This window comes from Stenotrophomonas sp. STEN054, assembly GCF_056854535.1.
Genome location: NZ_JBXFWG010000040.1, coordinates 1 through 22,027, shown reverse-complemented (window position 1 = coordinate 22,027; position 22,027 = coordinate 1). Strand labels below are relative to the sequence as shown.

Below are 22,027 nucleotides of genomic sequence, written 5' to 3'. Positions count from 1 at the left end.
GGGCGATCAGCCCAGGCGGTGCGCTGGGTTCTGCTGCTGTTCCGGCTGCAGGCCCATGGCCGGCTGCTGCGGGGCGATGCCCAGCTTCTGCAGCGACTGTTCGGCCGGGGTCTGTGCAGCTTCGGCGGTGGGCAGCATGGCGCGCAGGTGGGCCGGGTTGGCCGGGTCGCCCTGCACCACGAAGATGTTGTGGCCGGCCGGATGCTGCGCGGTGGCGTTGCTGACAACCACGTGGTCGGCCCGTTCCAGGCCCTGTTCGCGCGCCTTCACAGTGAGGCTGGCGGTCATGTTCTCGCTGGTCGCGTCGAAGGCACGGCCGTGCTTCTCGTCCAGCGCCGCCACACCCTGGCGGATCTGCTGGTGGAGGCTGTAGTCGGGATGGTCAGGGGTCATCGCTGTGCTCCGTGCGGCCGCGGGTGGGGACCCCAAGTGTAGAACGGGCGGCGGCTGCGCCGGAAATGCCTTTGTTGCTAGCCTGCAGGGCGGGGGATGCAGGGGATGGCGTCCGTGATGACCATGAATGGACGAAGGCGGATTGGGGCAATGGGGATGAAACAGAAGAGCAGGACGCTGGCGCCTTGGCTGGCGGCGGTGCTGATGGCCTGCAGCCAGGGCGTGGCGGCGCAGGACGCGGCGCAACGTGTGCCGGTGGGCGATGCCGATCCGAGTTGTCCTTCGCAGGATTTCGCCCAGTTCCTGCGCTATTTCACTGATCTGGCCGATGACCGCGTGCGCGTGCGTTACACCAGCGATCCGCTGGAATACGAGGCGCCGGCATACGGCGCCAGTGGCGAAGGCGAAGCCGTCACCGAACTGAGCCGGGAGGCGGGCCCTCGCCGCTTCAGGCGCCTGCGGGCGACCACGCTGCGGGCGACCCCGTCCATCATGCCGCTGGCCGATGGGGGCCAGCAGGTGCGCCTGGGCGATGACGCGCAGGCAGAGCAGTACACCTTTGCGCGCCGCTATGGCTGCTGGATGCTGACCGGGGTGCGCCGCTCCGGGTAGCTGCCAACGCTGGTTGGCACGAAAAGGGCGCTGGCGCGCCATGCCAACCAGGTTTGGCACCTACCGGAGGCAGCTCTGCGCGCCGTCTGTGCACACGATGTCACGGTCGGGACCCATTCCCTCACACCGGCTATCGGTGGGCCCGCCAAGAATAGGAGCCCCCTTCCCCACAGGAGCTGCCATGACCGCCCCCTCCGTCCGCCTGCACGTTGACGATACCGGTGGCACCGGTCGCCCGGTCGTTCTCATTCACGGTTGGCCGCTGTCGGCCGAAGCCTGGAAGGCCCAGGTGCCGATCCTGCGTGATGCCGGCTACCGCGTGATCAGTTACGACCGACGCGGGTTCGGCCGCTCCGACAAGCCCGCCGACGGCTACGAGTACGACACCCTGGCCGCTGATCTGGCGGCGGTGATCGAAGAGCGCGATCTGAAGGACGTCACCCTGGTCGGCTTTTCGATGGGCGGTGGCGAAGTGGCCCGCTACATCAGCAATCATGGGCAGGAGAGGCTGCACAGCGTGGTGTTCGCCTCGGCCGTGCCGCCGTATCTGTTGAAGAGCGACGACAACCCCGAAGGCCCGCTGACACAGGACAAGGCCGACGAGATGAGCGGTGGCCTGGCAAAGGATCGCGAAGCATTCTTTGACAGTTTCACGCGTGATTTCTTCAGTGCCAATGGCAAGTTGAAGGTGACCGAGGATGAGCGCCAGGCGGCCATCGCCTTGTGCCACCAGTCAGATCAGACAGCGGCGCTGGGCTGCATGAAGGCCTTCGCCACGACGGATTTCCGTGATGACCTCAAGAATGTCAGCGTTCCGACCCTGGTGCTGCATGGCGACAGCGACGCCACGGTACCGTTCGAGGGCTCCGGCAAGCGGACGCATGAAGCGATCAACGGCAGTGAGCTGGTCGTGCTGAAAGATGCGCCGCATGGCTGCAATACCAGCCACGCCGACGACTTCAACCTGGCGCTGCTGAACTTCCTGAAGAAGTAACGCCCCGAGTAGACCGACCGCATGGCCACCGCCCGCACGCCCCCATGGAAGAAACCCAACCCGAAGGGACAGAAGAGGCAGCCCCTTTCGGATGCGCAGAAGGCCGCCGCGCGGCAGCGCGCGGATGAAAACGGGCGGCGTTACCCGAACCTGGTCGACAACATGTGGGCGGCGAAACTGCCGCGCGGCTGAGCCTTTACTCAGCCGCGCGCGCCGGCGCGAATGGTCGCCAATCGGCTTCGCGCGAAGGCGCCACGTTGCGTTGCTGCAGGTGGATCGCCCCGGGTGGCAACGCCACGCAGTCCTGCAGGGCCTGGCGCAATGAGTCGGCATCCACTGGCTGGGCGGTGGCGATCTGCAGCAATGGCCCGCGCCGACGCACCTGCACCGGTAGGACGTCACGTGCCTCGGCCATGCCCGCCGTGCGCACCACCCGGTAGCGCATGACGATTGGCCGTGCGGTCTGCTGCAGCACCGGCGCCCACGCCTGCAGCAGCGCAGTCTGCTGGGTGGCTGCTACCTGCACGTCGATGACGGTGGCCGGGTAGCCGCGCAGGCTTTCCACCATCACCTGAAAACGCGCGCCGTCGGGCATCAGCAGTGTGCTGACGGCCACGCTGCCGACAATTGCTACGGCCGCAACAGCGATCCAGCTGCGCGGAATCTTCGGCTGCAGCGTGATGCTGCGCAGGTTGGGGCGGCGCTTGCGCAGGCGCCGGTAGCGGCGCTGCGCCGCAGGGCTGGGCAGCAGGCTGTGTTGGGGCAGCGGCACTTCGCGCGGCGGTAGACGCGAAAGACGCGTGTTGATGACGCGGGCGACCAGCCAGCCCACGCCTGCAGCCACCAGCAGTGGCAGGGCAAGACGCACGAACAGGTACAGCTCCAGCACTGGCGGCACTCCTGTGCGCGTTCCGATGGGCCGCCCATGATCGCGCATCCATCGGGCGCTGTCGCATCTGCCTGCCGACAGCGCGGCGTGGCATCGCTAGGATGCGCAACCTTTGTCGGGATGCACTGCATGACGCGTACGACCGCCCGCCTCAGACGCTTCTTTGGCGCGGGAATGATGCTGTTCCTGCTGCACGGCTTGGCGCTGGCATCGGTGGCGCTGGCGGTGGGCTACTTCCACCACCGCCTGGATCTGCTGCTGGAGCCCATCGAGCTGCCGCTGCTGCTGTCCTGCGGTGGCGGCGACCCGATGGCGCGCATGCAGGCGGCCGAGCATCTGCTGGCCCGCGCCGGTGCGCTGGATGACTGGCAGCCGGTGTGCTGGGTGGTGGTGAGTGCGCTGCTGTGCTCGCTGCTGGGTACGGTGGTTGTAAGCCTGCATTGGCTGCAGCAGGTGCGGGGCCTGCATCGGCGCAGTGTCCGGGGGCTGCTGGGCCTGCATCTGCTGGCCAGTGCACTGGCCGTGCTGCTGCTGCGCCTTTATGAGCAGGTATGGGCGGGGCTGGTCAGCGCGCTGCCGACGGTGTGCATGGCCGAGCCAACGGCGCGGGAGGCGACGGCGATGCTGTCCGCGCACCGCACGCTGCCGCAGCTGCTGTCCAATGCCGGCCTGCTGGTACCGCAGGCGCCGGATGCACTGGCCATCGTGCTGTGCGGTGTGCTGCTGGCCGCGACGGTGATCGGCGTGTGGCTGTGGCGCGCGCTGCCGATGCCTGCGCCGGAGTAAGCGCGTGCATGGGCGCTGGCGAAAGCGGTTCGCGTGCGTCACGCTATGCCGATGGAAAAGGACATTTCATTCGTACGGGCCAGCAAGTTCCTGAGCCTGGTACTGCGGCATGAACCGCAGAAGATCGGCCTGCCGCTGGATGCGCAGGGATGGGCCGACATCGATGACCTGCTGGCGCGGTTGCCCGCCCATGGCGTGCGGCTGGACCGCGAGGCCCTGCAGCAGCTGGTGCAGGACAACGACAAGCAGCGCTTTGCGATCAGCGATGATGGCCAGCGTATCCGCGCCAGCCAGGGCCATTCCATTGATGTGGACCTCGGCTTGACGGCGCTGGAGCCGCCGCCGTGGCTGTACCACGGCACCGTGCCGCGTTTCCTCGAAGCGATTGCCAGCGGGGGCCTGCGCCCGGGTGAGCGCCAGCATGTGCACTTGTCACCGGACCGCGCCACCGCCTTCCAGGTGGGCTCGCGCCGCGGCACGCCGGTGATGCTCAGCGTGGATGCGGGTCGCATGCATGCCGATGGCCATGTCTTCTACCAGTCGGCCAACGGCGTGTGGCTGACCGCGCACGTGCCGCCGCGCTACATCGCGGGTTGAGGCGGCGCCGGTCGAGGCGACTGGCTGCATCGGGCCGTGCGCAGGTAGAGTGGCCGTTCCTGCCGGAACAAGGATCTGCCGATGCGTTTGTTGCTGCGTGCCTTGCCCCTGCTGCTGCTCTCGCTGGTAGCGCAGGCGGGTGAAGTGGACCGCCGTATTGCGGTAACCATCGATGACCTGCCGTGGGCGCGCCTGGACGAGATCGTGCCGGCTGACCTGCAGGCGCGGCACGAGGCGCTGATGGCGCAGCTGCATCAGGCCGGTGTGCCGGTGGTCGGCTTCGTCAACGGCAACAAATTGGAGGTGGACGGCGTGGTGCAGCCGGCGCGGGTGCAGATGCTGCGTGACTGGCGCGATGCCGGCTATGAGCTGGGCAACCACACGTGGTCGCACATGGATCTGAACGCCAAGGGCGTGGCCGCCTTCCAGCAGGATTTCCTGCGCGGCGAGGAGGTACTGAAGCCGCTGCTGGCCGAGCGTGGCCAAGCGCCGCAGTGGATGCGGCACCCTTACCTGCGCGCCGGCCGTACGCCGCACGATCGCGCAGTGATGGATGCGTTCTTCACCGAGCACGGCTACCGCATTGCGCCGGTGACCGTCGACAACGGCGAGTGGGTGTGGGCCTTTGCCTATGCCAACGTAATGAACGAGCAGCCGGATTCAACCGCGCGCGAGGCGACGCTGGCGCGCCTGCGCAAGGGCTACGTGCCGTACATGCTGAACAAGCTGGACTACTACGAACAGCAGTCGCAGGCGCTGCTGGGCTACGCGCTGCCGCAGGTGTGGCTGATGCATGCCAACGAACTGAACGCGGCAACCTTCGCCGAGCTGGTGGCTGCCACCAGGCGCCGGGGTTACCGCTTCGTTTCGCTGGAGGAGGCCGTGCGCGACCCGGCGTATGCGCGTGGTACCGAGGGCTATGACGGACGGTATGGCCCCAGCTGGCTGCATCGCTGGGCGATGGCCGAAAAGAAGCCGAAGGACTACTACGGTACGGAGCCGGTAGTGCCGCAGTGGGTGAAGACGCTGGCCAAGGTCGATTACGAATGATGGCCAGCGGGTAAGGATCAGCGCCTGACGGCCAGCACGCCGTCCAGCGCCAGTTCGGCCTTGAAGCCGGCCTTTTCCAGGCGCTTGGCTACTTCGCGCGGCACGTCGCGGCCGCTGGTCAGCTTGTTCGGCGCACCGGTGTAGTGGAACAGGCGGCCGCCCTTGCGGATGACGCGGGCCAGGTGATCGTAGAACGCCTGCGAATACAGTTCGCCTGCAATACCGAAGCGCGGCGGGTCGTGCAGGATGGCATCGACGCTGTTGCTGGCCACCTGTTCGATCTGCTGCGAGACATCGCCCTGGCCGAAGTGCAGGCGGCCACCGGCGGCAGCGGAGTCAGGATCGGGCGACCACGGATTGAGCGTACGCAGCCACATCACGTCGGCGTTCTTTTCAAAGGAACGGATCTGGCCGACGCCGGCGTCCAGCGCGCAGGCGGCGAAGTAGCCGAGGCCACCGCAGGTATCGAGGATGGACTTGCCGGCCGGGGCAACCAGCTCGACCTTGCGGCGCGCGTCGTCGAAGGGCGACAGCTTGGAGGTCGGCAGCATCTTGATGCCGTCGATCTCGAAGGTGGGCGCGCCCCATTCTGTGGGCACCAGCTTGATGAGCGAGCCGCTGAAGCGCGAGATAGAGGCGAAGTCCTCGCCGTCCCAGTAGTACAGCGTGCGGTCCTTCAGCTTGCCCGGCCACGGGTAGTGCTGGCCGCGGAAGCGGAAGCCTTCGGCGTCCAGACCGACCGTCTCTTCGCTGCGGCCCAGGTCGAGCGAGCCCTGCCAGTCGGCAGCGCCCTTGTCGTGCGCGCGGCGCAGGGTGTCGGCGCTGTCGCGGGTTAGCAGGGGGCCGGTGTAATGGGGCACGGCAGGAACCGGGGCTGGGCGGGGGAGGGCATGGTACCCGACCGGCCGTGAGCCCTGCAGGGGGCAGCCTGCGCTACGGGGTGCTAGTGCAGGCAAAGCCGTGGGTGGTGCCCTCGTCGGCCAGGAAGCTGACGCCGCTGGAGGGCTCGGCGACCCGCAGTGCGCAGGCGCGGCGATGCACGGCCTGCGTCGCTGGCGGTTGCCGCGCGTATTCATACAGCATGCTGCCGTCGTCCAGCAGCTGCCAGTGCACCGTGACCCGGGCGCGCTCCCCATCGTCGGTGTCCCAATCGATGGTGCGCAGTACCAGGGTGCGGCCATCGTCGGCCTGGTGTACCTCGTCATAGGCACCGGTGGTGGTGACCGGAACCACGGTGAGCAGCAGCGACAAGAGCACGGCGAGGCCTCCAAAGCGGCCAGCCTCTGATGTGCTGCGGCGCTACGCCATAAGGAAAGTTGCAGATCAGTCGCACTTCACCGCATACACCGGCCCGGCGCCGATCAGCAGCAGGGCCATGTAGTCGCTGTCACTCGCCTTGATCTTCAGCGAGGCGCCGCGCTTGGTGTGGAACAGGCCGAAGCCGCCCGAGCGGCCGAGGAGCGCGCTGTCGATCTGCTCGGCATCGTCGCGGAAGTAGCGGGCGATGTCGCTGCGACTGGCCCGGTTGAGGGCGTTGGGCTCGCGCTGCCAATGGCCGTTGCGCTCGAAGGAGACGAAGTACTGGCTGCCTTCTTTGTCGATGCGGAACTCGGCGGGCTTGCGCGTGCTGGTGGTGAAACAGCCCTGCAGGGGATCGGAGGAGAACGGCAGCTGGGTGCCGCCGGAGCAGGCGGCCAGCAGTACGCTTGCAGCAATCAGCACGACGGCCGGGACCGGGCGCAGCAGGACCATGGTGGTGTTCCGGCGGGGTGATGCTTGCAGTGTAGACATGGCCAGCGCATGGCCAGTGTCAACATGGCCAGCAGGCAGACCGGAGCGGACATGTCACAGAGCAGAGCACCGTTGTGCGGTGGCGCAAGCTGGCTGGGGTTGCCGGTGGGGTATGGCGTCCATGGGTGGATCACGCTGATTGGCGATGGGCGCGGGCTTGGCGTGGGAATAGGCTGCCTGGCGGCCGCCGTCGTGGGCCTGGGATTGGCCGTGGCGGCGCGGGCGCGGGATGAGCGCCATGCGTGGCTGGGCATCGGCGGCGCGGTGTTGAGCGCACTGCCGTTGAAGCTTTATCTGCTGCAGATGCTGTTCAAGCTCTAGGCGACCGCTGTTGTAGAGCCGAGCCCATGCTCGGCTGCCTCTGCTTTTGTAGAGTCGAGCCATACTCGGCTGCCTCTGCTTTTGTAGAGTCGAGCCATGCTCGACTGCTTTGGGCAGAAGCAGCCGAGCATGGGCTCGGCTCTACAGGAAATCAGGAGCAGCCGAGCATGGCTCGGCTCTACAGGAAATCAGGAGCAGCCGAGCATGGGCTCGGCTCTACAGGAAATCAGGAGCAGCCGAGCATGGGCTCGGCTCTACAGGAAATCAGAAGCAGCCGAGCATGGGCTCGGCTCTACAGGAAATCAGGAGCAGCCGAGCATGGGCTCGGCTCTACAGGAAAGCAGGAGCAACCGAGCATGGGCTCGGCTCTACAGGAAATCAGGAGCAGCCGAGCATGGCTCGGCTCTACGGAAGAGCAGACCCGCACCCTCACGCCGTGCGATGGATCTCCAGCGTCACGTGCACCAGTTCCTCGTGCACTGCCAGCGCCTTGCGCAGCTGGTCGGCATCCAGGTCGGCATCGCTGGTAACCACGCTGGCAGCCACCGCGTACTTGCCGCGCCCCACCTGCCATACGTGCAGATCGGCCAGGCGCGCGGGCCACGGGCCCTGTTCGATCACTTCGCGCACTTCAGCCACCACTGGCGCATCCATCTGCGCATCGAGCAGCACGCGACCGCTGTCGCGCAGCAGGCCGACCGCCCAGACCGTCACCAGCACCGCACCGACCAGGCCCATTACCGGGTCCAGCCAGGCGGCGCCCCACAGCTTGCCGCCCAGCAGGGCGACGATGGCCAGCACCGAGGTCGCGGCGTCGGCCAGCACGTGCATGTAGGCCGAGCGCAGGTTGAGGTCGTGGCCGTGCGCGTGGCCGTGGGCATGCCCATGGGAATGATCGTGGTCATGGTCGTGGCCATGCGCATGGCCGTGCCCGTGCCCGTGATGAGGGTGGGCGTGGCCCGGGCTGTCGTGCAGCCACCAGGCGCACAGCAGGTTCACGCCCAGGCCGACCACGGCGATGAGGATGGCCTCGTCGTAGTGGATGGGCGCCGGTACCCACAGGCGCTGCAGCGACTGCACGGCCATCAGGGCGGCCACGCCGAGCAGGGCGATGGCACTGGTGTAGCCGGCCAGGATCTCGATCTTCCAGGTGCCGAAGGCAAAGCGCGGGTCGTGCGCATAGCGCCGAGCGCAGCGGTAGGCGAATACCGAGAGGCCGAGCGCCAGGGCGTGCGAGCTCATGTGCCAGCCATCGGCCAGCACGGCCATGGAGTTGAACCACCAGCCACCGGAGATCTCGATGAACATCATGCTGACGGTGAGCCACATGGCGCGGCGGGTATTGCGTTCGGCCAGCGGATTGCCGTCGTCGAACCGGTGGTCGTGGCGGCGGGAGGCGGCGAGGGCGTCCAGGTGCATGGGGCAGTGGTGAGTGAAAGGATACCCCCATAGGGTATACGATACGGCCATGGCACATGTACACAAGAACCGGAAACACCTGCTGACCAGGGTGCGCCGCATCGGCGGCCAGGTGGCAGCGCTGGAACAGGCACTGGACCGCCCCGAGGGGGCGGCGGGCGACTGCGCGGACGTGCTGGTGCAGGTGGCGGCCGTGCGCGGCGCCGCCCACAGCCTGCTGATGGAGCTGCTGCATGAGCACCTGCAGGAACACGTGGTGGGAGCCGAGGACCCGCAGCAACGGGCCGCCGAGGCGGAAGTGCTGGTGGAGTTGCTGCGCCGCTACGGCAAATAGCGCGGGCAGCCGAGCATGGGCTCGGCTCTACAGGCGGCAACTCCGCCGCTGCGTCGTGTCCGTCTAATGTTATATAGTAACATTTCCATCCGCAGCCCTCCGCCCCGCATGAACCCTGTTTCCCGCGCCGACCGCCGCCTGCCGGTCACCGTGCTGTCCGGCTTCCTTGGCGCCGGCAAGACCACCCTGCTCAACCAGATCCTGCGCAACCGCGATGGCCTGCGCGTGGCGGTCATCGTCAACGACATGAGCGAGGTGAACATCGATGCGCAGCTGCTGCGCGACGGGGGCGCCGAGCTGCGCCGCACCGAGGAGACGCTGGTCGAGTTCAGCAACGGCTGCATCTGCTGCACCCTGCGCGACGACCTGCTGCAGGAAGTGCGACGCCTGGCCGACGCCGGGCGCTATGACTACCTGCTGATCGAATCGACCGGCATCGGCGAGCCCATGCCGGTGGCAGCGACCTTCGCCGTGCGCGACGAACAGGGCTTCAGCCTGAGCGACATTGCGCGGCTGGACACGATGGTGACGGTGGTCGATGGCAGCGCGTTCCTTGCCGACTTCGGATCGACCCTGCGCCTGGCCGAGCGCGGCCAGCAGGCCGGCCCGGATGATGACCGCGGCGTGGTCGACCTGCTGTGCGAGCAGGTGGAGTTTGCCGACGTGATCGTGGTGAGCAAGGTCGACCAGACCGATGAGGACGTGCTGCAGGACACGCTGGCGGTGCTGCGTGGCCTGAACCGCGACGCCAAGCTGCTGCTGTCGTCGTTTGGCGATGTGCCGCTGTGCGAGCTGCTGGACACGGGCCGCTTCGATTTCGACCGTGCGCAGCAGGCGCCCGGCTGGGTGAAGGAACTGCGTGGCGAGCACACGCCGGAGACCGAGGAATACGGCATCGGCAGCTTCGTCTATCGCTCGCGCCGGCCGTTCCATCCGGGGCGTTTCGCCCGCGCGCTGCAGGACGGCATGCCCGGGGTGATCCGCAGCAAGGGCTGGTTCTGGCTGGCCAACCGCATGGACTGGGTGGGCGAACTGAGCAGCGTGGGTGCGGCGACGCGCACGCAGGCGGCTGGCTTCTGGTATGCGGCGCGCGAGCGCGTGCGTGCTGGCGAAGAGGACACCACGCCGCTGCTGCCGCCGACGCCGCTGCCGTACAGCGACCTGGGCTGGGCGCGGCAGCAGGCGGACTGCTGGAGCGCGCCGTTGCCCGGGTTGGAGGAATTCCCGGATGGGGATGCGCATGCGGCGATGGCGCGTCTGTGGCACCCGCTGTGGGGTGACCGTCGGCAGGAGCTGGTGGTGATTGGCGTGCACATGGATGAGCGTGCGGTGCGTGCGACGTTGGATGCATGCCTGCTCAATGAGAGCGAACTGCGCGCGGGGCCGCTGTTGTGGCAGCAGTTGCCGCAGGCGTTCCCGGCGTGGAAGCGCTGAGGGCAGAAGCATCCACGCGTGGCGTGGCTCTACTGGAATTCGCGCCCATCCGGATCGGTGGCTCCACGCCATGCGTGGATAACGGGCCCCACCCGAGTAGATCCACGCCATGCGTGGATATCGCGCCCCACCCGAGTAGATCCATGCCATGCGTGGATATCGCGCCCCACCCAAGTAGATCCACGCCATGCGTGGATATCGCGCCCCACCCGAGTAGATCCATGCCATGCGTGGATATCGCGCCCTACCCAAGTAGATCCACGCCATGCGTGGATATCGCGACCCACCCGAGTAGATCCATGCCATGCGTGGATATCGCGCCCTACCCAAGTAGATCCACGCCATGCGTGGATATCGCGCCCCACCCGAGTAGATCCATGCCATGCGTGGATATCGCGCCCCACCCGAGTAGATCCACGCCATGCGTGGATATCGCGCCCCACCCGAGTAGATCCACGCCATGCGTGGATAACGTGCCCCACCCGAGTAGATCCACGCCATGCGTGGATAACGGGCCCCGCCCCGACAAGTAGATCCACGCCATGCGTGGATGGCGGGGTCATCGGGCCGGGGTCAGAGCCCTTTTGCGCTGCAAAAGGGATCCGACCCCGGGTCTGCGTCGCGCCACTGCCAGCCATCAGCCCCCACCTGCAGCACCTGCGTCGGCCGCAACGCGCGCAGCAGGTGGGTGTCATGGCTCACCATCACCAGGCCACCGTCCCACGCACCCAGCAGTGATTCCAGCGCCTGCAGCGCGGTCAGGTCCAGCGCGTTGCCGGGCTCGTCCAGCAGCAACAGCTGCGGTGCCGGTTGCGCATAGAGCACGCTGGCCAGTGCGCCCTTTACCCGTTCGCCATCGCTGAGGCTGCTGGCCGGCCGCTGGATGCGCTGTGCGTCCAGCCCGAGCAGGGCCAGCCGCGTGCGCAGCTCGGCGGGGTCGGCCGTCGGATTGGCCGACTGCACCGTATCGAGGATGCTGTGCTCACCGGCCAGTGCCAGCAGCTGCTGGTCCAGCAGCGCCAATGGTGCATGCCGCTGCACCTCGCCTGCCTGCGCATCCATCTGGCCCGCCAGCACGCGCAGCAGGGTGGACTTGCCACTGCCGTTGTCACCGACCACGGCAATGCGCTGGCCACGGCGGATATCCAGCTGCAACGGTGCGCTGCAGCCATGCGGCAGCACAAGATCGTGGGCCTGCAGCAGCCGCGCGCTGCCGCGCTCGCCTTCGCTGGCGAACAGTGCAAGGTCGGGTGCCGCCTGCACGGCGGCAGCGGCGCTGCGCAACTGCTGGGCGCTGGCCTGCAGGCGGTCGGCCTGGATCTGCTGCGCACGGCCCTGGGTGGCCTCGGCACGCTGCTTCTGCCCGCCCAGCAGGATCGGCGCCTGGTTGGCCTGCTTCGCATCGCGGTTGCCGCGCGCCTGCCGCTGCTGCTGGCGTTCGTGCTGCTCGCGCGCGCTGCGCTGCTGCTGGCGGTGCTGAGCACGGGCATGGTCGAGCTGCGCGACTGCGGCATCGCGCTCGGCGGCGCGTGCCTCGGCGTAGTGCTGCCACGGCCCGCCATAGCGATGCAACCGGTGCGCATCCAGTTCCACGATCTGCTGCATGTGGGCCAGCAGCGCGCGGTCGTGGCTGATCACCAGCAGCCCGCCCGGCCACTGCTGCAGTTGCTGGTACAGCTGCTGGCGGTTGCGTGCATCCAGATGGTTGCTGGGTTCGTCGAGGATGAGCCAGTCGGCGCCGCTGGCCCATGCGCCAGACAGTGCAACGCGCATGGCCTGGCCACCACTGAGGCGCGCGGCCGGCTGCGTGGGCTGCAGATCATCGGGCAGGCCCAGGGCACGCCATTGCTGCTGCAGGCGCTCGCGCAGGTCCCAGCGATCACCGATGCAGGCGAAATCAGCCTCGTCGATGCTGCCGGCTTCGATGCGCTCAAGTGCGGCCAGTTCAGCGCCCACGCCTGCCAGTTCGCCCACGGTGCCGCGTGGCGGGTAGCCGGGCGTCGGCAGCAGGAAGACCCGGCCGCTGCCGCGCACCTGGCCGCTGTCGGGCGTCAGTTGCCCGGCCAGCAGGCGCGCGAGCAAGCTCTTGCCGGTGCCGTTGGCACCGACCAGGCCGGTGGCCACCGGTTCAAAGGAAAACGAGAGTTCGGAAAACAGCGATCGGCCATCGGCCAACCGATAGGACACGCGATCGAGCGCGAGGGAATGCGTGGTCATGCGACCTCCATGGGATGCCTGGTTCTCCCCTGCGCACAGGGGCGGGAAGAGTCGGGCCGTCTAGTGGAAAGACGGCGGCATCACTGGCGCATTGGTCGCGGGCCCCTTGGAGGAACAGGGGGGATTATAGCGCCGGTGGATGAATGGTCGTGGTGGCGATGCTCCGTCATCCACGCATGGCGTGGATCTACCGGGCTACGGGACGGTATCCAGCCGTGCGCCGATGAAGTCGATGAACACCCGCAGCTTCGGCAGCACATGCCGGCCCGAAGGCCACAGCAGATGGAAGGTGCCGCAGGAATGCACGTGCTCATCCAGTACGGTGACCAGACGGCCATCGGCAATGGCATCACGCACCGAGTGCACCGGAACGAAGGCCAGGCCGATATCGCGCAGGGCCAGCTCCACCCGCGCTTTGATGGTGTTGGCGACCATGTGCACGGGCAGTTCCTGCGCGGCCTCTTCGTCCGGCCACTGGATCGGCCACGGTTCCAGCTTGCCGCTGCTGGGGAATTTGTAGTGCAGCAGCGTGTGCTGCAGCAGGTCGGCCGGCGCCTTGGGCACGCCGCGCCGCTGCAGGTAGGCCGGTGAGGCGACGATGCCGCTTCCTGGCCGGCGTGGGTGCGGGCCTGTTGTGGTCACTGGTCGCTGGCTATGCGGCGCGCCTGGTGGTGCCCGAACTGCAGGGGCGGGCGATCGCGGTGGCGATGGTGGGTTCACCGTTGGCGCTGTCGCTGGGGGTGCCGGCGGGCACGCTGCTGGGCCAGCAGATCGGCTGGCGCTGGGCGTTCGGACTGATGGCATTGCTGGCGGTGCTGCTGTTGGGCTGGGTGCGCTGGGCGGTGCCTGCGCTGCCGGCGGCCGGTGGCGGCCAGCGCACGCCGCTGGGCCGCGTCTGGCGGCTGCCCGGGGTACGCAGCACGCTGCTGGTGATGGCGCTGTACGTGCTGGCGCACAACGTGCTCTACACCTACATCGAGCCGCTGGCGATCCTGGCCAACGCGCAGCACTGGCTGGACCGCGTGCTGCTGGCATTTGGCGTGGCAGCCGTCGCCGGCATCGGCATCGCCGGCTGGGGCGTGGACCGCCATCTGCGCGCGCTGGTGTGGGCGGCGGTGGCTGGTTTCGTGCTGGCGGTGCTGGCGCTGCTGCTGTGGCCGGGCGTGCCGCAGGTGCTGCTGCTGGCCAGCGTGCTGTGGGGCGTGGCGTTTGGTGCGGTGCCGACGCTGTTCCAGACCGCGGTGGCGCGGCGTGCGGGCGCGGCGGCGGACCTGGCGCAGTCGATGCTGGTGACCGGCTGGAACCTGGCGATTGCCGCCGGCGGCATGGCCGGTGGCGTGGTGCTGCAGTCGGCGGGGGCAGGGCAGCTGGCGTGGTTGCCGTTGCTGCTGCTGGCGGTGTGCGCGGCGTGGTTGTGGGCGCGGCCGAAGGCCTGGGTGTAGTGGCTGGTGCATGGGGATGCCGGCCAGGGGCCGGCACTACCAGGGCGGCGTCATCCACGCATGGCGTGGATCTACTGAGAGAGGGCGTCGCTGCGACCCGCGTCCGCATTTGCTCTTTCTGTTGATTCCGTGGTCGGGCGCCGCAGCAAGGTGCCCGGCCAACCCGCGGATTACGGCCGTCCCATCACGAGGGGCTCCGCCGTTGGCCGTCATTCTTCTGCAGCGGCCCGCTCGATCGGCACGCTGCGCGGGTTCTGCATGTCCTCCCGCGCCGCGCCGTAGCGCTGCTGGCGCTGGTGGTGGAAGGCGATGAACGCATCGCGCGGCAGCGGCCGCGAGAACAGCCAGCCCTGGCCGAACTGCACCTGCTGGCTGTGCAGGTAGGCCAGCTGCGGTTCGGTCTCCACGCCTTCGGCCACCACCCACAGGCCCAGTTCCTTGGCCATGTCGATGATGTGCGGGGTGACTGGGCTGGTCGCGCTTTCGGTGCCGATGGCATCGACGAACGACTTGTCGATCTTCAGCGCGTCCAGCGGCAGCTGCTCCAGGTACTGCAGGCTGGAATAGCCCACGCCGAAATCGTCGATGGCGATGCTGTGCCCGGCACGGCGCGCTGCGGCCAGCATGGTGCGGGCGCGGTCGGCATCGAGGAAGCCGCGTTCGGTGGCCTCCAGCCAGATCTGCTGCGGCAGGATGCCGCTGCCGGCCATGCGCTGGGTGATCGACTTCAAGGCGCGGCCGCTGATGATGTCCTCGGCCGCGAGGTTGATGGCGATGTGTGCGCTGCGGTCCTCCACCAGCAGTTCGCGCATGTCCGACACCACGTTCTCGATCACCAGGTCGGTGAGCGCGGCGATCAGGCCGTGCTCCTCGGCCAGCGGCACGAAGATGTCCGGGCGCACCTGGGTGCCGTCGGGACGCTGCCAGCGCACCAGGGCCTCGGCACCGACGCAGATGCCGGTCTCCAGCTCGATGATGGGCTGGTAGTGCAGGTACAGCTCGCGGCGGCGGATGGCGATGGACAGTTCGCCGCGCAGCGACAGCCGACGACGCGACAGCCAGATCACCACGCCGGCGCCGGCAGCGGCCAGCAGCAGGCCCACCGGCACGAACAGCCAGGCCTGCTGGCGGAAGGTGGCGGCCAGGGCGGTGCGCGGGCCGGTGGCGATGGCCAGCCACTCGTTGTTGCGGGCCGTGGCGTACAGGGTGTCGTCGTCCAGGCCCTCGCCAGGCTGGCGCAGCTGCTGCAGCAGCAGGTCCGGGTTGATGCCGTCCTGCTTGGACAGCAGGCGGCCGTCGGGGCTGGCCAGGGCCAGGCGCACCTGCGGATCGGCGATGACATCGACGAAGCGGCGCGGGTCGACCAGCGTGTCGTAGGAGCCGTACAGGATGGACAGCACCGTTCGCCCGCCGCTGGACTGCGGGCGCACGCCCACGGTAATGCCGGCGCCATCGCTGGTGACATGGTCCGGGGTGGGCTGGCTGACGTCGGCCTCGAACGCACCCCACGAGGTGCACCGCAGCTTGCCCGCCTCGAAGTAGCCCATCTGGTCGACCGAGGGCGTGGTCATCACCAGGGTCTGCATGCGCCGAACGTGCTCGGGGCTGCAGGGCGGCAGGCGCGAGGCTTCGGCGGCCTTCAGCACCGCCAGCGATTCCTGGTAGGAGACGTCGGCGCGGCGCAGGGCGCGCTGGGCGATCTCGTGCAGGCGCTGCTGTTCCAGGCTGACCGCGCTGTTCCAGGTGGCGTAGACCATCGCGGTGATCGGCACGACGGCCGCCAGGATCGCCAGCAGGGTCGCGGCGATGATGACGCCCACGCGGCTCATGGCAGGTTTTCCAGGGGGCGGGGCAGGGCGCTGCGCATGGCGGGCCGGTCCTTGGTCGGATGCGCTATCTGAGCATGTTGCAGTCCCGGGGGGAATGGTTGGGACCCGACTGCTTCCAACTTGACGCTTTCAGCCCGTACAGCGCTGGCGCTCGGCGCCGCAGAGGACTACCGTCGGAAACTTCACCCGCCCCTTCCCGCGCCCATGACCGAGCCCGCCACGCCCCCGGAACACCTGCGCCGCAGCCTGTCCAACCGCCACCTGCAACTGATCGCCATCGGCGGTGCCATCGGGACCGGCCTGTTCATGGGGTCGGGCAAGACCATCAGCCTGGCCGGTCCGTCCATCCTGTTTGTCTACCTCATCATCGGCGCGATGCTGTTCTTCGTGATGCGCGCGATGGGCGAGCTGCTGCTGTCCAACCTGCAGTACAAATCCTTCATCGACTTTTCAACCGACCTGCTCGGCCCCTGGGCCGGATTCTTCTGCGGGTGGACGTACTGGTTCTGCTGGATCGTCACTGCCATCGCCGATGTCATTGCCATCGCTGCCTATGCGCAGTTCTGGTTCCCCGAGCTGCAGGCGTGGATACCGGCACTGCTGTGCGTGATGCTGCTGCTGGGCCTGAACCTGGTGACGGTGAAGCTGTTCGGCGAGATGGAGTTCTGGTTCGCGCTGATCAAGATCGTGGCCATCTGCGCGCTGATCATCACCGGTGCCGGCCTGGTGGCGTGGGGCTTCACCTCGCCCAGCGGACATACCGCCTCGCTGTCCAACCTGTGGAACGATGGCGGCATGTTCCCGATGGGCCTGGTCGGCTTCTTCGCCGGTTTCCAGATAGCGGTGTTCGCCTTCGTCGGCATCGAGCTGGTGGGCACCACCGCCGCCGAAACCGCCGACCCGGAGCGCAACCTGCCCAAGGCGATCAACTCGATCCCGGTGCGCATCATCATTTTCTACGTGCTGGCCCTGGTGGCGATCATGGCGGTGACGCCGTGGCGCCAGGTGGTGCCGGACAAGAGCCCGTTCGTGCAGCTGTTCGTGCTGGCCGGCATCCCCGCCGCGGCCAGCCTGATCAACTTCGTGGTGCTGACCTCGGCCACGTCGTCGGCCAACAGCGGCATCTTCTCCACCAGCCGCATGCTGTACGGGCTGGCCGAAGGGGGCCACGCCCCGCGCGGCCTGTCGCGCCTGTCACGCGCGGCGGTGCCGGCCCGCGGCCTGCTGTTCTCGTGCCTGTGCCTGCTGGGCGGCACCCTGCTGATCTACCTGATCCCGAACCTGGTGACCGCCTTCACCCTGGTGACGACGCTGGCGACGGTGCTCTTCATCTTCGTCTGGTCGCTGATCCTGGTGGCCTACATGGTCTACCGCCGCCGCTACCCGGAGCGCCACGCCGCCTCGATCTTCAAGATGCCCGGCGGCGTGGCCATGTGCTGGGCCTGCCTGGTGTTCTTCGCCGGCGTGCTGGTGCTGCTGAGCCTGCAGGCCGACACCCGCCAGGCGCTGGTAGCCAGCCCGGTGTGGTTCGTGCTGCTGGCCGCGGGGTACTGGCTGCGGCGCCGTGCGGGGTAGCGTCGACCGTTGGTCGACTCTCGCGCGCAGCGCGCGGCTTTCGCGTTCTGAGCGGCGGAGCAGTCGACCAACGGTCGGCGCTACCGGGATTCACCAGAATTTCGCGGGCGTGGCCGGATCATCCGGCCGCCATGACCCTTCGCCTTGCCCTCGTTGCGCTGTTGCTGCTGCCGGGCCTGGCCAGCGCCCGCACGGTCTACCGCTGCGTGCAGGGCAACACGGTCAGCCTCGCCACCGCGCCGGAACCGGGCTCGCGCTGCACGCCGAAGGAGATCGACGACAACGCCATCCAGGCCCCCAACCTGTGGGGCAACATGGGCGTCTTCAGCGGCGTGCTGTATGAGCGCGAGCAGGACGGAGTGCTGGTCTATTCCACCCGCAACCTTCCCGGCTCGCGCGTGTTCCTGAAATTCACCGTCGCCACCCCGCCCGGTGAGCCCGCCCACGAGGGCCTGGGCAAGGTCGGCAAGCCGCAGCTGGCCCAGCACGCCAAGCAGTTCAAAGCAGCTGCCAAGGCCACCGGCGTCGACGACGCCTGGCTGCGCGCGATCGCCCACGCCGAAAGCAACTTCGATGCGCTGGCCGTCTCCAGCAAGGGCGCGCAGGGCGTGATGCAGCTGATGCCCGAGACCGCACTGGAATACGGCGTGCGCGATCCGTTCTCGCCGCAGCAGTCGATCGACGGCGGCGCCCGCTACATGCGTGCACTGCTGCGCCGCTACAACGGCGACCGCGCGCTGTCAGCGGCCGCCTACAACGCCGGCATCGGCGCGGTCGCCCGCTACAAGGGCGTGCCGCCGTATGCCGAAACCCTGGCCTACGTGGACAAGGTGATGGCGCTGTACACGCGCTACCGCGAGGCGATGGGCATCCGCAGCGAAGTACCGGCGAAGTAGGCATCAGCGGATGCGATCGCTGGCGAACAGGTCATAGAGATCAATGCGCCCCACCTCAGCCAGGGCGGCCTGCACTTCGGGCCGGGCCACCAGTTCGCGCCAGCGCCCCTGCAGGGCAGCATCGGCGGGCAGCGTGGGCGCGGTGCGCATCTGCTGCAGCGACAGCAACGCGCTGCTGCGCAGCTTCACCGATTCCAGCTGCACGATCAGCATGACCGTCGCTTCGTTCATGCGTCCTGCCGCCAGTGGCAGTTGGTAGAGCAGGTCGGCGGCCCCCGGTCCCTGCCCGGACACGCCGCGTGCGGCGTCGGCGGCTGCGGTCTTGTCGCCCCTCTGCTGCGCGGCGATGAAGCGGATGTAATGCCGTTGGTCGGTGGCGTAGCCAGTCAGGGGCGCGGTTGTGGCCACGGCGGCCTGCGCCTCCTCGTAACGGCCATCGTCCATCAGCCGCTCAGCGTGCGCAGCCTGGGCCTCGATGGAGGTCCCGGTTTCTGCTGCGGGAAGCGGGGCTGCGCTCCCGCGTGCCCACGAGGTAGCCGCCGGGGCCAGCAGTACAGCGGCGAACAGCATAGCGAGCGCAGGACGGGGCACGCAGGCCACCTTCCATGGAGTGCGCCGATTGAAGCCCGGCTGCGGCAGCGTTACAAGTGCCGTGCTCGACGCCGTTGCAGCCAGCGTCTATCGTCGTGGCCTCTTTCAGGGCAGGGCGAACGCGAGCGATGGCACGGCGGCAATGGATGGCGGTGGGGGTAGTGGTGGTAGCAACGGCAGCCGCGCTGGCGGCCACCTGGTGGGAACGCCCCGCACAGGCACCGGACGCACCCGTTGGCCCGCAGCCCACGCCGCTCGCCTGGACCGCGCAGATTGAGCCACTGGCCGGTGATGGCCACCCCGGCGACCGTGACGGCGCCTCGGCCCAGGCGCGCTTCGCCGAACCCTATGCGCTGCTGCGCACCGCCGATGGCAGCGTGTATTTCACCGATGCCGGCGATAACAACCGCATCCGCCGCCGGCTTCCCGATGGACGCGTTGAAACGGTGGCCGGGCAGGGCGAAGGCCTGGCCGATGGGCCGGGCCTGCAGGCGCGCTTCAATACGCCGTCGGGCATCGCTGCCGACGCGCAGGGCAACCTGTACGTGGCCGACACCGGCAACCACGCGATCCGTCGGATCGGCACCGATGGCCAGGTGACCACCGTCGCCGGTGGCACGCAGGGCTTTGCCGATGGCCCGGCCGTGCAGGCGCGCTTCGATGGACCGATGGGCATTGCCGTGGACGCGCAGGGCCAGGTGTTCGTGGCCGATACCTGGAACGACCGCATCCGGGTGATCGGCACCGATGGCAACGTGCGCACGCTGGCCGGTGGCGATCGCCCCGGCTTCGCCGATGCAGTGGGCGCCGAGGCCCGCTTCGATACACCGGTTGCGCTGGCCCTCGATGCGCACGGCGCGCTGCTGGTGGCCGACTTCTTCAACAACGCGGTGCGCCGCGTCGGTGCCGATGGCACGGTGAGCACCGTGGTCGGCAACGATGGCGTCATCAACGGGCCGCTGTCGCTGGCCACGACCCACGACGGCGTGCTGTACGTGGGCGACTTTGGCGGGCGCATCGTGCAGGTAACCCCGCAGGGCCACCAGATCGCGCTGCTCGGCAACGACCGGTTGCCGCGCCTGGCCCGCCCCAGCGGCTTGGCCGTGGAGGACGACGGCAGCCTGCTGGTGGCCGATGCCGCCGGTTACCGCGTGCACCGCGTGCGGCCGCTGGCGGTGGGCGCGCTGCCGGCACCGGCGCTGGTCGGGCCCGCCGCGGACGCCGCGCTGCCCGATACCGGCGGGCGCTGGCCGCTTGCCCCGCAGCAGGGCTGGCATGAAGTGGTCGGCACGCTGGGCGAAGTGCGCGGCACCTTTACCGGCGAGAGCCGCCACCACCTGCACGGCGGCTTCGACGTGCGCGGTGACGTGGGGCAGACCGTGCTGGCCATCGCCGACGGCAAGATCAGCAGCCCGATCGCGGCGTGGAGCCTGGGTGGCCAGGCCGAAGGGCTGGCGGTGGGGCGCCTGAACTATATTCACATGCGCGTGGGCCGCACGCCGTCCGGCGAGTCCTTCGATGCGCGCTGGCAGCCGATGTATGGCGAGGACGGCAAGCTGGAGCGCATCCGCGTGCGGCGCGGCACGCGCATCCACGTTGGCGACCGTCTGGGCAGCATCAACAGCCAGGCGCACGTGCACCTGCAGGTGGGCACCAGCGGTTTCGAGACCAATGCGGTGGCGCTGGGCTTCACCGGTTATGCCGACCACTTCGCGCCGCGCATCACCGATGTCGGCCTGCTGGATGACAACGACCAGCCGCTGGCCGCAGGCAGCGACGGCGTGGTGATGCTGGCCCGGCAGGGGCGTGGCGTGCAGATCGTGGTGGAGGCGTGGGATCAGGTGGACGACAACCTGCCGCGCCGCCGGTTGGGGCCGTACCAGGTGGGCTACCAGATCCTCGACGCGGCCGGGCAGCCGCTGCAGGGCTACGAACAGCCGCGCTGGAACATCGTGTTCAACCGCATGCCGCCGCAGAAGCAGGCGGTGAAGGTGGCCTATGCGCCGGACAGCGGCATCACCGTGCATGGCAGCGCGGTGACCCGCTTCCGCTACCTGGCAACCAACACCGTGCGCGACGGCTTGATGGAAACCGGACGCTGGCAGCCGGCGGCGCTGCCGCCGGGCGAGTACATCATCCGTGGTAGTGCACGCGATTACAGCGGCAATGACGGCATTGGCAAGCGCGACATCAGGGTACGGCTGCTGCCATAGCCGCCGCCGGCGCGCCGCAGCGTTCGCGCTCGGCGTCCATGTCTTCCAGCGGCCGCACTTCGATGCTGCCAAAGCGCGCCCAGGGAAACTCGCGGGCGATGCGCATGGCTTCGTCGCGGTCGCGGGCGCGGATGAGGTTGAAGCCGGCCAGCAGTTCACGGGTTTCAGCGAAGGGGCCATCGAGCACGCGGCTGTGGCCATCGCGCACGCGCAGGGTCTGCGCGGTGTCGACCGGCTGCAGTTTCTGTGCGGCCAGCAGGGTGCCTTCGGCCTGCAGCTGATCGGCGTGGGCGAGGCAGTCGCGCATCAGTGCATTGAACTCGTCGCTGGGCAGGGCCTGCAGCAGGGCGGGTTCGATGTAGATGAGGAGCAGGTACTGCTGCATGGCACGGTCCTGGCGGCGGCGGGGTTCCATGATGGCGCAGGTTTGCGCGGTGGCATGTTGCAGCGCGAAAGGCCGCCTGCGGCGGGGAATCGGCGAACGGCGGAGCCCCTCCGTGGTGGGCTGCTGAAAGCCGGCGATTTTGAGGGTTGGCCGGGGGGGGGGGGGGTGGGGGGGGGGGGGGGCGCCGGGGGCCCCGGCGGGGCGGCGGCGGGGGCGGGCGGGCCGGCCCCCCCCCCCCCCCCCCCCCCCCCCCCCCCCC

General features: G+C 68.6%; 22 protein-coding genes and 2 pseudogenes. 13 read left to right on the top strand and 11 right to left on the bottom strand.

What is annotated here, in order from left to right; translation table 11 throughout:
* Positions 1–6: 6 nt before the first annotated feature.
* Entirely contained in the window at positions 7–393 is a 387-nt protein-coding gene (locus AC1VXD_RS14965; protein WP_482992707.1) for an XVIPCD domain-containing protein, read from the bottom strand.
* Positions 394–549: 156 nt separating this feature from the next.
* Between AC1VXD_RS14965 and AC1VXD_RS14960 the strand changes: the two genes are divergently transcribed.
* The 3 genes from AC1VXD_RS14960 to AC1VXD_RS14950 all read left to right on the top strand — a co-directional run bounded on the left by AC1VXD_RS14960 (position 550) and on the right by AC1VXD_RS14950 (position 2,191).
* Positions 550–1,005 carry a hypothetical protein gene (locus tag AC1VXD_RS14960; protein WP_482992706.1) on the top strand — a complete coding sequence of 152 codons (456 nt, stop codon included), beginning with the start codon at positions 550–552 and terminating at the stop codon, positions 1,003–1,005.
* A gap of 181 nt (positions 1,006–1,186) precedes the next feature.
* A complete protein-coding gene (locus AC1VXD_RS14955; RefSeq protein WP_482992705.1) occupies positions 1,187–1,999 on the top strand; it encodes an alpha/beta fold hydrolase in 813 nt (270 codons plus the stop codon).
* A 21-nt stretch (positions 2,000–2,020) separates the two neighbouring features.
* On the top strand, positions 2,021–2,191 hold the full coding sequence (locus AC1VXD_RS14950) for a hypothetical protein (RefSeq protein WP_482992704.1): 171 nt from the start codon (positions 2,021–2,023) through the stop codon (positions 2,189–2,191).
* Between the two features lie 4 nt (positions 2,192–2,195).
* Here AC1VXD_RS14950 and AC1VXD_RS14945 read toward each other — a convergent pair whose 3' ends face one another.
* Entirely contained in the window at positions 2,196–2,888 is a 693-nt protein-coding gene (locus AC1VXD_RS14945) for a hypothetical protein (RefSeq protein ID WP_482992703.1), read from the bottom strand.
* A gap of 129 nt (positions 2,889–3,017) precedes the next feature.
* Between AC1VXD_RS14945 and AC1VXD_RS14940 the strand changes: the two genes are divergently transcribed.
* The 3 genes from AC1VXD_RS14940 to AC1VXD_RS14930 all read left to right on the top strand — a co-directional run bounded on the left by AC1VXD_RS14940 (position 3,018) and on the right by AC1VXD_RS14930 (position 5,321).
* Entirely contained in the window at positions 3,018–3,674 is a 657-nt protein-coding gene (locus AC1VXD_RS14940) for a hypothetical protein (protein WP_482992702.1), read from the top strand.
* A 51-nt stretch (positions 3,675–3,725) separates the two neighbouring features.
* Entirely contained in the window at positions 3,726–4,271 is a 546-nt protein-coding gene (locus AC1VXD_RS14935) for an RNA 2'-phosphotransferase (protein ID WP_482992725.1), read from the top strand.
* Positions 4,272–4,352: 81 nt separating this feature from the next.
* Positions 4,353–5,321 (top strand): polysaccharide deacetylase family protein, encoded by a 969-nt coding sequence (locus tag AC1VXD_RS14930; RefSeq protein WP_482992701.1) that lies wholly within the window; start codon positions 4,353–4,355, stop codon positions 5,319–5,321.
* 17 nt (positions 5,322–5,338) lie between these two features.
* Here the strand turns inward: AC1VXD_RS14930 and AC1VXD_RS14925 are convergent, their stop codons facing one another.
* The 3 genes from AC1VXD_RS14925 to AC1VXD_RS14915 all read right to left on the bottom strand — a co-directional run bounded on the left by AC1VXD_RS14925 (position 5,339) and on the right by AC1VXD_RS14915 (position 7,073).
* Positions 5,339–6,181 carry a class I SAM-dependent methyltransferase gene (locus tag AC1VXD_RS14925; RefSeq protein WP_482992700.1) on the bottom strand — a complete coding sequence of 281 codons (843 nt, stop codon included), beginning with the start codon at positions 6,179–6,181 and terminating at the stop codon, positions 5,339–5,341.
* Between the two features lie 73 nt (positions 6,182–6,254).
* Positions 6,255–6,578, bottom strand: a complete 324-nt coding sequence (locus AC1VXD_RS14920; RefSeq protein WP_482992699.1) for a hypothetical protein — start codon at positions 6,576–6,578, stop codon at positions 6,255–6,257.
* Positions 6,579–6,644: 66 nt separating this feature from the next.
* Complete coding sequence (locus AC1VXD_RS14915; protein ID WP_482992698.1) at positions 6,645–7,073, bottom strand: hypothetical protein; 429 nt, start codon at positions 7,071–7,073, stop codon at positions 6,645–6,647.
* A 48-nt stretch (positions 7,074–7,121) separates the two neighbouring features.
* On the opposite strand from AC1VXD_RS14915, the gene AC1VXD_RS14910 reads away from it, so the two are divergent.
* On the top strand, positions 7,122–7,433 hold the full coding sequence (locus AC1VXD_RS14910; protein WP_482992697.1) for a hypothetical protein: 312 nt from the start codon (positions 7,122–7,124) through the stop codon (positions 7,431–7,433).
* A gap of 429 nt (positions 7,434–7,862) precedes the next feature.
* On the opposite strand, the gene dmeF is transcribed toward AC1VXD_RS14910, so the two are convergent.
* Positions 7,863–8,852, bottom strand: a complete 990-nt coding sequence (gene dmeF / locus AC1VXD_RS14905; protein ID WP_482992696.1) for a CDF family Co(II)/Ni(II) efflux transporter DmeF — start codon at positions 8,850–8,852, stop codon at positions 7,863–7,865.
* Positions 8,853–8,901: 49 nt separating this feature from the next.
* Between dmeF and AC1VXD_RS14900 the strand changes: the two genes are divergently transcribed.
* Together AC1VXD_RS14900 and AC1VXD_RS14895 are read left to right on the top strand one after the other, a co-directional pair.
* A complete protein-coding gene (locus tag AC1VXD_RS14900; RefSeq protein WP_482992695.1) occupies positions 8,902–9,186 on the top strand; it encodes a metal-sensing transcriptional repressor in 285 nt (94 codons plus the stop codon).
* A gap of 108 nt (positions 9,187–9,294) precedes the next feature.
* The gene (locus AC1VXD_RS14895; protein WP_482992694.1) at positions 9,295–10,620 is read left to right on the top strand and encodes a GTP-binding protein; all 1,326 of its coding nucleotides are present in this window, start codon (positions 9,295–9,297) and stop codon (positions 10,618–10,620) included.
* Between the two features lie 573 nt (positions 10,621–11,193).
* Here the strand turns inward: AC1VXD_RS14895 and AC1VXD_RS14890 are convergent.
* Together AC1VXD_RS14890 and AC1VXD_RS14885 are read right to left on the bottom strand one after the other, a co-directional pair.
* Positions 11,194–12,837, bottom strand: a complete 1,644-nt coding sequence (locus AC1VXD_RS14890; RefSeq protein ID WP_482992693.1) for an ATP-binding cassette domain-containing protein — start codon at positions 12,835–12,837, stop codon at positions 11,194–11,196.
* A 195-nt stretch (positions 12,838–13,032) separates the two neighbouring features.
* Positions 13,033–13,467 (bottom strand): annotated as a pseudogene (locus AC1VXD_RS14885) (LysR substrate-binding domain-containing protein); the annotation flags it as partial.
* Here AC1VXD_RS14885 and AC1VXD_RS14880 point away from each other — a divergent pair.
* A pseudogene (locus tag AC1VXD_RS14880) lies at positions 13,437–14,279 on the top strand (MFS transporter); the annotation flags it as partial. The pseudogenes AC1VXD_RS14885 and AC1VXD_RS14880 sit on opposite strands and share 31 nt — an antisense overlap.
* A gap of 209 nt (positions 14,280–14,488) precedes the next feature.
* Here AC1VXD_RS14880 and AC1VXD_RS14875 read toward each other — a convergent pair.
* On the bottom strand, positions 14,489–16,108 hold the full coding sequence (locus AC1VXD_RS14875; protein WP_482992692.1) for an EAL domain-containing protein: 1,620 nt from the start codon (positions 16,106–16,108) through the stop codon (positions 14,489–14,491).
* A 204-nt stretch (positions 16,109–16,312) separates the two neighbouring features.
* On the opposite strand from AC1VXD_RS14875, the gene cycA reads away from it, so the two are divergent.
* Together cycA and AC1VXD_RS14865 are read left to right on the top strand one after the other, a co-directional pair.
* On the top strand, positions 16,313–17,683 hold the full coding sequence (cycA, locus tag AC1VXD_RS14870) for a D-serine/D-alanine/glycine transporter (protein WP_482992691.1): 1,371 nt from the start codon (positions 16,313–16,315) through the stop codon (positions 17,681–17,683).
* A gap of 131 nt (positions 17,684–17,814) precedes the next feature.
* A complete protein-coding gene (locus tag AC1VXD_RS14865; RefSeq protein WP_482992690.1) occupies positions 17,815–18,579 on the top strand; it encodes a lytic transglycosylase domain-containing protein in 765 nt (254 codons plus the stop codon).
* A gap of 3 nt (positions 18,580–18,582) precedes the next feature.
* Here AC1VXD_RS14865 and AC1VXD_RS14860 read toward each other — a convergent pair whose 3' ends face one another.
* Complete coding sequence (locus AC1VXD_RS14860; RefSeq protein ID WP_482992689.1) at positions 18,583–19,023, bottom strand: hypothetical protein; 441 nt, start codon at positions 19,021–19,023, stop codon at positions 18,583–18,585.
* A gap of 275 nt (positions 19,024–19,298) precedes the next feature.
* Here AC1VXD_RS14860 and AC1VXD_RS14855 point away from each other — a divergent pair, with 275 nt between their 5' ends.
* Entirely contained in the window at positions 19,299–21,383 is a 2,085-nt protein-coding gene (locus AC1VXD_RS14855; protein WP_482992688.1) for a gluconolaconase, read from the top strand.
* On the opposite strand, the gene AC1VXD_RS14850 is transcribed toward AC1VXD_RS14855, so the two are convergent.
* Positions 21,361–21,768 carry a YciI family protein gene (locus tag AC1VXD_RS14850; protein WP_482992724.1) on the bottom strand — a complete coding sequence of 136 codons (408 nt, stop codon included), beginning with the start codon at positions 21,766–21,768 and terminating at the stop codon, positions 21,361–21,363. The genes AC1VXD_RS14855 and AC1VXD_RS14850 overlap by 23 nt on opposite strands.
* Positions 21,769–22,027: the final 259 nt, after the last annotated feature.

Coding starts and splice junctions, on each gene's coding strand:
- AC1VXD_RS14850 (WP_482992724.1), bottom strand. CDS start 21,768: ATGCAGCAGTACCTGCTCCTCATCTACATCGAACCCGCCCTGCTGCAG.
- AC1VXD_RS14910 (WP_482992697.1), top strand. CDS start 7,122: ATGGCCAGTGTCAACATGGCCAGCAGGCAGACCGGAGCGGACATGTCA.
- AC1VXD_RS14855 (WP_482992688.1), top strand. CDS start 19,299: ATGGCACGGCGGCAATGGATGGCGGTGGGGGTAGTGGTGGTAGCAACG.
- AC1VXD_RS14860 (WP_482992689.1), bottom strand. CDS start 19,023: ATGGACGATGGCCGTTACGAGGAGGCGCAGGCCGCCGTGGCCACAACC.
- AC1VXD_RS14875 (WP_482992692.1), bottom strand. CDS start 16,108: ATGAGCCGCGTGGGCGTCATCATCGCCGCGACCCTGCTGGCGATCCTG.
- AC1VXD_RS14915 (WP_482992698.1), bottom strand. CDS start 7,073: ATGGTCCTGCTGCGCCCGGTCCCGGCCGTCGTGCTGATTGCTGCAAGC.
- AC1VXD_RS14960 (WP_482992706.1), top strand. CDS start 550: ATGAAACAGAAGAGCAGGACGCTGGCGCCTTGGCTGGCGGCGGTGCTG.
- AC1VXD_RS14950 (WP_482992704.1), top strand. CDS start 2,021: ATGGCCACCGCCCGCACGCCCCCATGGAAGAAACCCAACCCGAAGGGA.
- cycA (WP_482992691.1), top strand. CDS start 16,313: ATGACCGAGCCCGCCACGCCCCCGGAACACCTGCGCCGCAGCCTGTCC.
- AC1VXD_RS14890 (WP_482992693.1), bottom strand. CDS start 12,837: ATGACCACGCATTCCCTCGCGCTCGATCGCGTGTCCTATCGGTTGGCC.
- AC1VXD_RS14935 (WP_482992725.1), top strand. CDS start 3,726: ATGGAAAAGGACATTTCATTCGTACGGGCCAGCAAGTTCCTGAGCCTG.
- AC1VXD_RS14900 (WP_482992695.1), top strand. CDS start 8,902: ATGGCACATGTACACAAGAACCGGAAACACCTGCTGACCAGGGTGCGC.
- AC1VXD_RS14955 (WP_482992705.1), top strand. CDS start 1,187: ATGACCGCCCCCTCCGTCCGCCTGCACGTTGACGATACCGGTGGCACC.
- AC1VXD_RS14865 (WP_482992690.1), top strand. CDS start 17,815: ATGACCCTTCGCCTTGCCCTCGTTGCGCTGTTGCTGCTGCCGGGCCTG.
- dmeF (WP_482992696.1), bottom strand. CDS start 8,852: ATGCACCTGGACGCCCTCGCCGCCTCCCGCCGCCACGACCACCGGTTC.
- AC1VXD_RS14940 (WP_482992702.1), top strand. CDS start 3,018: ATGACGCGTACGACCGCCCGCCTCAGACGCTTCTTTGGCGCGGGAATG.
- AC1VXD_RS14930 (WP_482992701.1), top strand. CDS start 4,353: ATGCGTTTGTTGCTGCGTGCCTTGCCCCTGCTGCTGCTCTCGCTGGTA.
- AC1VXD_RS14965 (WP_482992707.1), bottom strand. CDS start 393: ATGACCCCTGACCATCCCGACTACAGCCTCCACCAGCAGATCCGCCAG.
- AC1VXD_RS14895 (WP_482992694.1), top strand. CDS start 9,295: ATGAACCCTGTTTCCCGCGCCGACCGCCGCCTGCCGGTCACCGTGCTG.